We start from the raw sequence: 8699 nt of genomic DNA on the forward strand, positions 1-8699 counted from the left end.
CACCACGCCGATGCTCGGCTTCGTCGGCGCCACGGTGATCGGGCGGCTCGGCGACGCCGCGCTGCTCGGGGCGATCGCCCTCGGCGCCGTGATCTTCGACGCGCTGTTCTGGTCGTTCGGCGCGCTGCGTATGGCGACCGCCGGCCTCACCGCGCAGGCGGTCGGCGCCCGAGACGGCGCCGAGGTCGACCGGACCTTGGCGCGCGCCCTCGCGGCGGCCCTCGTCGCCGGCCTCGCCCTGGTCGTCCTGCAAGGACCGATCGCGGCCGCCGCCTTCCGGATCACCGGCGCGAGCCCCGCGGTGATCGCGGGCCTCGCGACCTACATCCACATCCGCATCCTCTCGGCGCCGTTCGCGCTGGCGAACTACGCCGTGCTCGGCTCAGTGCTCGGGCGCGGCCGCACCGATCTCGGCCTGCTGCTGCAGGTGGCGATCAACCTGGTGAACATCGGCCTGACGCTCGCGCTGGTCCTTGGCCTCGACCTCGGCCTGTCCGGCGCCGCCCTCGCCACGGTGATCGCGGAGGCGGCCGGCCTCGCCCTCGGCCTCGCGATCCTGGTCCGCCTCGGCTCGAAGCCCTGGCGGGTGCCGTGGTCCGAGGTCCGCGATCCCGTCGCGCTGCGGCGCACGCTCGCGATCAACGGCGACGTGATCGTGCGGACGCTGGCGCTCGTGTCGTCCCGGCACCGAGGCGGTCTGCACGTGGCCGACGATCGGCATCAGCGCGCGCAGCCGCATCGTCACGTCGCCGTGCAGGATCTGGCAGTGGTAGAGGTCGAACTGCAGCTTCAGGTTCGGCCGCGCGAGGTCGCGGATTAGCGCCACCGCCGCCCCGAAATCGTTCAGGAAGTAGCCCGGCATGTTGCGGCCGTTGATCGGCTCCAGCACGAGGTCGAGGCCCGCCGCGCCGAGAGCGTCGGCGGTCCAGGCGACGGCGCGGCGGTAGGCGTCGCGCGCGGCCGGATCGTTCGGGTCGGCCAGCCCCGCCATCAGGTGGAGGCGCCCGACGCCGGTGGCCTCGGCGTAGCGCAGAGCGGTCGCGACGCCCTGCTTCAGCTCGTCGAAGCGCTCGGGCAGGGCCGCGAGCCCGCGCTCGCCCGCCTCGAAGTCGCCCGGCGGCAGGTTGAACAGCGCCTGAGTCAGGCCGTGGCGCGCCAGGCGGTCGGCGATGGCGTCGGCCGGATGCGCGTAGGGGAACAGGAACTCGACGGCTCCGAAGCCCTGGTCCGCGGCCGCAGCGAAGCGGTCGAGGAAGGGGAGCTCGGTGAACATCAGGGTGAGGTTGGCGGCAAAGCGCGGCATGGATGGACCTCCTCAGCGCTTCGCGGCCGGCAGGGTCGCGCCCGAAACCTGGGCGTAGAGCCGCGCGACGGAGGCGTCGTCGTCGCGGCCCATCCCCGAGCCCGACGCCATCAGGAACATCTGCAGGGCGGCGGCCGCCACCGGCACCGGGTACTTCTCGGCGCGCGCCATGTCCTGCACGATGCCGAGGTCCTTGACGAAGATGTCGACCGCGCTTCTGGGGCTGTAATCGCCGTCGAGGACGTGCGGCATCCGGTTCTCGAACATCCAGGAATTGCCGGCCGACTTCGTGATCACCTCGTAGACGCGGGCGAGGTCGAGGCCCTGCTTGGCGGCGAAGCTCATGGCTTCCGACGCGGCGGCGATGTGCACGCCCGCGAGCAGCTGGTTGATCATCTTGAAGGCCGCGCCCTGGCCGGCTTCGTCGCCGAGCTCGTAGAGCGTGCCGGCCATCGCATCGAGCGCCGGGCGCGCCGCATCGAAGGCGGCGGCCGAGCCGGAGGCGAGGAAGGTCAGAGCCCCGTCGGCGGCGCGCGCCGCGCCCCCGCTCATCGGCGCGTCGAGGTAGTGCCGGCCGGTGGCCTCGAGCCGCGCCGCCAGCCGCCGGGCGACGGCCGGGTCCATGGTCGCCGAGGAGACGAACACCGCGCCCTCCGGCATCGCCGCCGCGGCGCCGGCCTCGCCGAACAGCACGGCCTCGGTCTGGGCGGCGTTGACGACGACGCAGATCACGACGCTCGCGCCCTCCGCCGCTTCGGCCGGGCTCGCCGTGCCGCGCCCGCCGGCCGCCGAGAAGCGGGCGACCGCCTCGGGGTTCACGTCGCAGGCCGCGACCGTGAAGCCGGCCCGCAGCAGCGAGGCCGCCATGCCGAAGCCCATCGAGCCGAGGCCGATCACCGCGGCGTGCCGGGCGGAGGAGGGTGCTGTCATCGGGGATGTCCGGTCGGGGGTCTGCGGAAGGTGCGCCGGTTTCAGCGGTTCACGAGGCGCTTGGGCGTCACGAAGGTCGCGACCGAGCCGAGCAGCAGCATGGCGGCGAGCGCGTACATGCCGGTGGCGGTGTTGCCGCTGTAGTCCTTCAGGGCGCCGATCACGTAGGGGCTGGCGAAGCCCGCGAGGTTGCCCACCGAGTTGATCAGCGCGATGCCGGCGGCGGCGCCCGCCCCCGACAGGAATGCGGTCGGCATCGACCAGAACAGCGGCGCGCACGTGAGCACCCCGCCCGCGGCGATCGAGAGCGCCATGATCGCGATCACCGTGCTGCCGGCGGTGGCGGCGACGACGAAGCCGACCGCGCCGCAGAGCGCGGGCACGATCAGGTGCCAGCGGCGCTCGCGCATCCGGTCGGCGCTGCGCCCGAGCAGGATCATCACGAACACCGCGAACAGGAACGGGATCGCGCTGATCAGGCCGATGTTGAGGTTGCCCTGCACGCCGGTGGCTTTCACCAGCGTCGGCATCCAGAAGGTCAGGCCGTACTGGCCCGTGACGAAGCAGAAGTAGATGAAGCTCATGAACCAGACGCGGCCGTTGCGGAACACGGTCGCGATCGAGTGCGGGCTCGCCTCCTTGCCGACGTTGTCGGCCGCGATGTCGCGCTCGATCACCGCCTTCTCGGGGTCGGTCAGCCACTTGGCCTCGGAGGCCCGGTTGTCGAGGTAGAAGAACACCGCGATGCCGACCAGCACCGCCGGCACCGCCTCGATCACGAACATCCACTGCCAGCCGGCGAGCCCGTGGGCGCCGTTGAAGGCATCCATGATCCAGCCCGAGAGCGGGTTGCCGAAGATGCCCGAGACGGGGATCGCGGCCATGAACACGGCGATGACCTTGGCCCGGCGATGCGCCGGGAACCAGGCCGTCGTGTAGAGGATCACGCCCGGGTAGAAGCCCGCCTCGGCCAGCCCGAGCAGGAAGCGCATGACGTAGAAGGTCGTGGCGGAGTTCACGAACAGGAACGCACCCGAGATGATCCCCCAGGTCACCATGATCCGGGCGATCCAGATCCGCGCGCCGACCCGGTGGAGGATCACGTTCGAGGGCACCTCGAACAGGAAGTAGCCGACGAAGAACACGCCCGCGCCGAAGCCGTAGACCGTCTCGCTGAAGCCGAGGTCCTGGGACATCTGCAGCTTGGCGAAACCGACGTTGACCCGGTCGAGGTAGGCGATGACGTAGCAGAGCGTCAGGAACGGCACGAGGCGCCAGAACACCTTGGTATAGGTCTGCTCGACGAAGTCCTTCGACGGCACGGCGCTGCCCGGCAGCACGGCGGCTGGTGAACTCATGGCGTCCTCCGTCGCCGACGTCTTGGCGTGCCGGCGTTCTGCTTGGTTCCGCACCGTTTTCCGGCGCTTGAGACCTGCCTATCGCAGTTTGGCAGCGCTGCCAATCAGCTTGCGGGTGACAGCGATGCTCGATATGTCGCTGAGCGCATCGCCACGCGAAGGGCCTCCATGAACCTGCATCGGCGCCTCGTGACGCTGGCGGACGTCGCCCGGGAATCGGGATTCGGCGAGAGCACGGTCTCGCGGGTGCTGCGCAACCAGGGCTCGTTCTCGAAGCGCACCGCAGACCGGGTGGCCGCGGCCGTGGCCGAGCTCGGCTACGTGCCGAACCGGCTGGCCGGGTCGCTCGCGGGCAACGCGGCGTCGGCCGGCTCGCAGCTCGTCGGCATCGTGATCCCGTCGCTCGCCAACATCGTCTTCCCCGACCTGCTGCGCGGGCTGACGGGGGCGCTCGACCGCACCGGCTTCCAGAGCGTGATCGGCGTCTCCGACTACGATCCCGACCGCGAGGAGGCGCTGGTCGGCGCGCTGCTGTCGTGGCGCCCGACCGGCCTCGTCGTCACCGGGGTGGAGCACAATCCCGGCACCGTCGCGCTCCTGCGCGCCGCCGGGATCCGCGTGGTCGAGATGATCGACACCGACGGGCCGGGCCTCGACCTCGTCGTCGGCTTCTCCAACCGGGCGGTCGGCGAGGCGAGCGCCGCGCACCTGCTCGGGCGGGGCTACCGCCGCATCGGCTATGTCGGCCACGACATTCTGCGCGACCTCCGGGCGGGCAAGCGGCTCGCGGGATTCGAGGCGGCCCTGCAAGGCGCGGGGCACGGGCTGATCGACCGTGAGGTGGTCGCAGAACCGTCCTCCGCCACGGCGGGGCGCGCGGCGCTCGACCGGTTGCTCGACCGCACGCCGGACCTCGACGCCGTGTACTTCTCCAACGACGACATGGCGCTCGGCGGCTACTTCTGCTGCCTGGCGCGCGGCTGGTCGATCCCGCACCGGCTCGCGCTGTTCGGCTACAACGGCCTCGACATCACCGCGGCGATGCCGCAGCCGCTCTCGACCATCCGCACGCCGCGACTGCGGATCGGCGCTGTCGCCGCCGAGCGCCTGGCGGCCGGCGGCCCGGCCGAGACGATCGACCTCGGCTTCGAACTGATGGAAGGCGCGACCGCATGAGTCAGGCCCAATGAGCGAATCCACCCTGTGCGAAAGCATCTGCCGCTACGGGCGCTCGCTATTCGAGCGTGGGCTGACGCCGGGCTCCTCGGGCAACATCTCCCTTCGGCTCGATGACGGGGGCTGGCTGGTGACCCCGACCAACGCCTCGCTCGGCTTCCTCGACCCGGCCCGGATCTCGCGTCTCGACGCGACGGGACGGGTGGTCTCCGGCGACACGCCGACGAAGGAGATCCCGCTCCACACCGCGCTCTACGAGAGCCGCGCCGAGGCGCGCGCCATCGTCCACCTGCACTCGACGCACGCGGTCGCGGTGTCGATGCTGCCCGAGATCGATCCGAAGGCGGTGCTGCCGCCGCTGACGCCGTACTACCTGATGCGCACCGGCGGCACGGCGCTGGTCCCGTACTACCGCCCCGGCGACCCAGGCGTCGCCGACGCGATCCGGGGCCTGGCGGGGAAGTACAGTTCGGTGCTGCTCGCCAACCACGGCCCGGTCGTCGCCGGCGCGAGCCTGGAGGCCGCGGTCTTCGCCACCGAGGAGCTCGAGGAGACGGCCAAGCTCTACCTGCTCCTGCGCAACCTCAACCCGCGCTATCTCAGCCCCGCCCAGGTCGCCGACCTCGTCCAGCATTTCGGGCTGACGTTGCCGGAGCACGAGGGGGAGGGACACGGATGTGCTTCGTCCTGAAACCGCCCCGTCATTCCGGGGCGCCGAAGGCGAGCTCGGAATCCAGAATCACAGGTCGTTCCCCAGATTTCACCGATAGCGGATCTGGATTCCGGGCTCCGCTCCGCGGCCCCGGAATGACGGGGAGATGTTCAGAGGCCTGTCCACCCCGCGAGCGTTGGGTAGAGATCTGACCATTCGGGATTGAGGTCTTCGATCAGCCGGATCTTCCAATCGCGGCGCCACTTCTTCAGCGCCTTCTCGCGATCGATGGCATCGACGATCCGATCGTAGAACTCGTACCAGACGAGGCGATCCACGGCGTAAGTCGCTGTGAAACCGCGATTGCGTTTCACTTTGTGTTCGTGGACGCGCCGCGCGCGATCGTTCGTGACGCCGAGATAGAGCGTCCCGTGGCGACGGCTGGCGAGCATGTAGACCGCACGCGATATGGCTGACGATCCTCGAATCGCCGATCCAGCATCGCGAAAACCTCAATCCTTCGCCAGCATCGACCGCCCGATCGAGAACACCCGGCCGTCGCCGAGGAGATGCGCAGTGAACCCCGCCGAGAACAGCGGCTCGAACGCCGCGTCGCGGACGTTGAGGCCGCCGGCATAGGCGCCGAAGGCCGGCATCACCAGGCGGGTGCCGTCGGTGACGAAGCAGCGGCGGCGCACCGCGCGTCCGCGCATCGCGACCTTGCCGCACGGGTGGAGGTGGCCGGCGATCTCGCCCAGCGCCGCGCCCGGGGTCGGCTCGTGGCGGAGGGTGAGGCCGCCGAGCGTCATCACCTCGGCGTAGCGACCGCCGACGCCCTCGCTCAGGGCCGCGTCGTGGTTGCCGGCGATCCAGACCCAGTCGCGGCCCTGCTGCAGGGCGGCGACCATCGCCCGGTCGCCGGGCTCCATCCGCTCGGGGCCGCGGGAATCGTGGAAGCTGTCGCCGAGCGCCACGATGCAGGCCGGGTCGAAGCGCGCCACCGCCTCGTGCAGGCAGGCCAGCGTCTCGCGGGTGTCGTAGGGCGGCAGGAACTGGCCGGTGCGGGCGGCGTAGGCCGAGCCCTTCTCGAGGTGGAGGTCGGAGACGATCAGCGTGCGGTGATCGGCGAGCCACAGGCCGCCGCACCGGTCGAGGGTGAGGGTCTCGCCGGACAGCTGCAGGCCGGGGGATTTTTGAGTCTTCTCGAGTCTCAGGCCGAGCGCCAAGATGGTGTCCTCGTCGGTAGGGAAGGGCGGCGTCACCCCAGCGCCTCCTCGAGAAGCTGGGCCTCGGCCTCGGCCAGGATCTCGTCGGCGCCCTCGCCGTAGACCCGTTCGCGCCCGATCTCCAGCATCACGGAGACCGAGAGCGGCGAGACCCGGTCGAGGGCCTTGTGGGTGATTCGCCCCTGGATGCGCTCCAACATCATGCCGAGCCGCCTCACGTCGAGGAGTCCGGTTGCCGCATCCTGGCGCGCGGCGCGCATCAGCAGGTGGTCGGGCTGGTGCTTGCGCAGCACGTCGTAGATCAGGTCGGTGGAGATCGTGACCTGCCGGCCGGTCTTCTTCATCCCGGGATGGCGGCGCTCGATCAGCCCGGCGATGACCGCGCATTGGCGGAAGGTGCGCTTCATCATCGAGGATTCGTCGAGCCAGGCGTCGAGGTCGTCGCCGAGCATGTCCTGCGCGAACAGGTCTTCGAGGAAGGCGGGATCCCGGGCGATCCGCTCGGACAGGTCGCGGGTCATGAAGATCGCGATGCCGTAATCGTTGGCGGCGAAGCCCAGCGGGCGCAGGCCGGCGCGCTCCAGCCGCCGGGTCAGCAGCATGCCGAGCGTCTGGTGCGCGAGCCGGCCCTCGAACGGGAACGCCGTGAGGTAGTGGCGCCCGGCCCGCGGGAAGGTCTCGACCAGGAGGTCGCGCTCGCCCGGCAGCAGCGAGCGGCTGCGCTGGAGGAGCAGGTAGTCGGCGACCTGGCGCGGCAGCCGGTCCCACTCGAATGGGTCGGCGATGATCGCGCGGACGCGCGCGGCGAGGTAGGTCGAGAGCGGGAACTTCGAGCCGGCATAGGACGGGATCGCCGGGTCGGTCCCGGGCCCGGCGCGCGTGGCCATCGCCTCGTCCTCGGCCAGGCCCTCGAAGCGCAGCACCTCGCCGGCGAACAGGAAGGTGTCGCCCGGCGTCAGCGTGTCGGCGAAATCCTCCTCGATCTCGCCGAGCACCCGGCCGGTCTTCGGCAGCACGGTGTTGGGCTTGCCCCGCATCGCGCGCGCGAGGCGGACCTTCACCTTCGCCGCCTCGACGATGGTGCCGATGTTCATCCGGTACTGCTGGGCGACGCGCGCGTCGCGCACCCGCCACAGCCCGTCCGGCCCGCGCAGGATCTTGGCGAAGCGCTCGTAGGCGCGCAGCGCGTAGCCGCCGGTGGCGACGTAGTCGACGACCGCCTCGAAATCCTCCCAGGACAGGGTGGCGTAGGGGGCGGCCGAGATCACCTCGTCGTAGAGCGCCACCGGGTCGAACGCGTCGGCGCAGGCCATGCCGAGCACGTGCTGGGCGAGCACGTCCGGCGCGCCGAGGCGGGCGTCGGGCGTGTCCTGCGCCGCCTCCTCGACCGCGTCGAGCGCCGCTTGGCATTCCAGGATCTCGAAGCGGTTGCCGGGGACGAGGTAGGCCTTCGACGGCTCGTCCATGCGGTGGTTGGCGCGCCCGATCCGCTGCATGATCCGGCTCGCCCCCTTCGGCGCGCCGACGTTGACCACGAGGTCGACGTCGCCCCAGTCGATGCCGAGGTCCAGCGTCGCGGTGCAGACGATCGCCCGGAGCGAGCCCGCCGCCATCGCCGCCTCGACCCGGCGGCGCTGGGTGGCGTCGAGGGAGCCGTGGTGGAGCGCGATCGGGAGCACGTCGTCGTTGAGCCGCCACAGCTCCTGGAAGGTGTACTCCGCCTGGAGCCGGGTGTTGACGAAGACCAGCACCGTGCGGTGCGCCCGGATCAGGTCGTAGATCGCCGGCATGGAATGCCACGCGGTGTGCCCGGCGAGCGGCAAGGTCTTGCCGGTGTCGAGCAGGTGCAGGTCGGGCGCCGCGCCGCCGGCGACGACGACGAGGTCGGCCATGCGTGGACCTTCCCCTCCCCCCCCTGCGGGGGCGGGTGGGCCTCGCGTGAGCGAGGGTCGGGAGAGGGGAGCGACGTATCCGGAAATGCCGCTCCCCTCCCCCGACCCGCTGCGCGGGCCACCCTCCCCCGCACAGGGGGGAGGGCAGGGGACGTCCGCCTC

General features: G+C 71.1%; 6 protein-coding genes and 3 pseudogenes. 3 read left to right on the forward strand and 6 right to left on the reverse strand.

Going from position 1 to position 8699, the window contains the following annotated elements; all coding sequences use genetic code 11:
• Window positions 1–679 (forward strand): annotated as a pseudogene (locus tag FV230_RS20110) (MATE family efflux transporter); the annotation flags it as partial.
• Here the strand turns inward: FV230_RS20110 and FV230_RS20115 are convergent.
• The 3 genes and pseudogenes from FV230_RS20115 to FV230_RS20125 all read right to left on the reverse strand — a co-directional run.
• Window positions 671–1303, reverse strand: a pseudogene (locus FV230_RS20115) (TIM barrel protein); the annotation flags it as partial. The pseudogenes FV230_RS20110 and FV230_RS20115 overlap by 9 nt on opposite strands.
• Before the next feature lie 12 nt (window positions 1304–1315).
• Window positions 1316–2233 carry an L-threonate dehydrogenase gene (ltnD, locus tag FV230_RS20120; RefSeq protein WP_147843646.1) on the reverse strand — a complete coding sequence of 306 codons (918 nt, stop codon included), beginning with the start codon at window positions 2231–2233 and terminating at the stop codon, window positions 1316–1318.
• Window positions 2234–2274: 41 nt separating this feature from the next.
• The gene (locus tag FV230_RS20125) at window positions 2275–3591 is read right to left on the reverse strand and encodes an MFS transporter (RefSeq protein WP_147843647.1); all 1317 of its coding nucleotides are present in this window, start codon (window positions 3589–3591) and stop codon (window positions 2275–2277) included.
• A 168-nt stretch (window positions 3592–3759) separates the two neighbouring features.
• Between FV230_RS20125 and FV230_RS20130 the strand changes: the two genes are divergently transcribed.
• On the forward strand, window positions 3760–4767 hold the full coding sequence (locus FV230_RS20130; protein ID WP_147843648.1) for a LacI family DNA-binding transcriptional regulator: 1008 nt from the start codon (window positions 3760–3762) through the stop codon (window positions 4765–4767).
• A 10-nt stretch (window positions 4768–4777) separates the two neighbouring features.
• Window positions 4778–5458: an aldolase gene (locus tag FV230_RS20135; protein WP_147843649.1), complete on the forward strand. Its 681-nt coding sequence runs from the start codon at window positions 4778–4780 to the stop codon at window positions 5456–5458.
• Between the two features lie 131 nt (window positions 5459–5589).
• Here FV230_RS20135 and FV230_RS20140 read toward each other — a convergent pair whose 3' ends face one another.
• The 3 genes and pseudogenes from FV230_RS20140 to FV230_RS20150 all read right to left on the reverse strand — a co-directional run.
• A complete protein-coding gene (locus FV230_RS20140; RefSeq protein WP_147843650.1) occupies window positions 5590–5889 on the reverse strand; it encodes a GIY-YIG nuclease family protein in 300 nt (99 codons plus the stop codon).
• 42 nt (window positions 5890–5931) lie between these two features.
• Window positions 5932–6645: a ligase-associated DNA damage response endonuclease PdeM gene (pdeM, locus tag FV230_RS20145; RefSeq protein WP_147843652.1), complete on the reverse strand. Its 714-nt coding sequence runs from the start codon at window positions 6643–6645 to the stop codon at window positions 5932–5934.
• Between the two features lie 32 nt (window positions 6646–6677).
• Window positions 6678–8537, reverse strand: a pseudogene (locus FV230_RS20150) (helicase-related protein); the annotation flags it as partial.
• Between the last annotated feature and the right edge of the window lie 162 nt (window positions 8538–8699).

Origin of the sequence: Methylobacterium sp. WL6, from assembly GCF_008040095.1 — a bacterium.
Lineage (GTDB): Bacteria > Pseudomonadota > Alphaproteobacteria > Rhizobiales > Beijerinckiaceae > Methylobacterium.

What these genes read in the sequence shown, in the direction of transcription:
- ltnD (WP_147843646.1), bottom strand. Translation starts at nt 2,233, where the DNA reads ATGACAGCACCCTCCTCCGCCCGGCACGCCGCGGTGATCGGCCTCGGC.
- FV230_RS20125 (WP_147843647.1), bottom strand. Translation starts at nt 3,591, where the DNA reads ATGAGTTCACCAGCCGCCGTGCTGCCGGGCAGCGCCGTGCCGTCGAAG.
- FV230_RS20135 (WP_147843649.1), top strand. Translation starts at nt 4,778, where the DNA reads ATGAGCGAATCCACCCTGTGCGAAAGCATCTGCCGCTACGGGCGCTCG.
- FV230_RS20130 (WP_147843648.1), top strand. Translation starts at nt 3,760, where the DNA reads ATGAACCTGCATCGGCGCCTCGTGACGCTGGCGGACGTCGCCCGGGAA.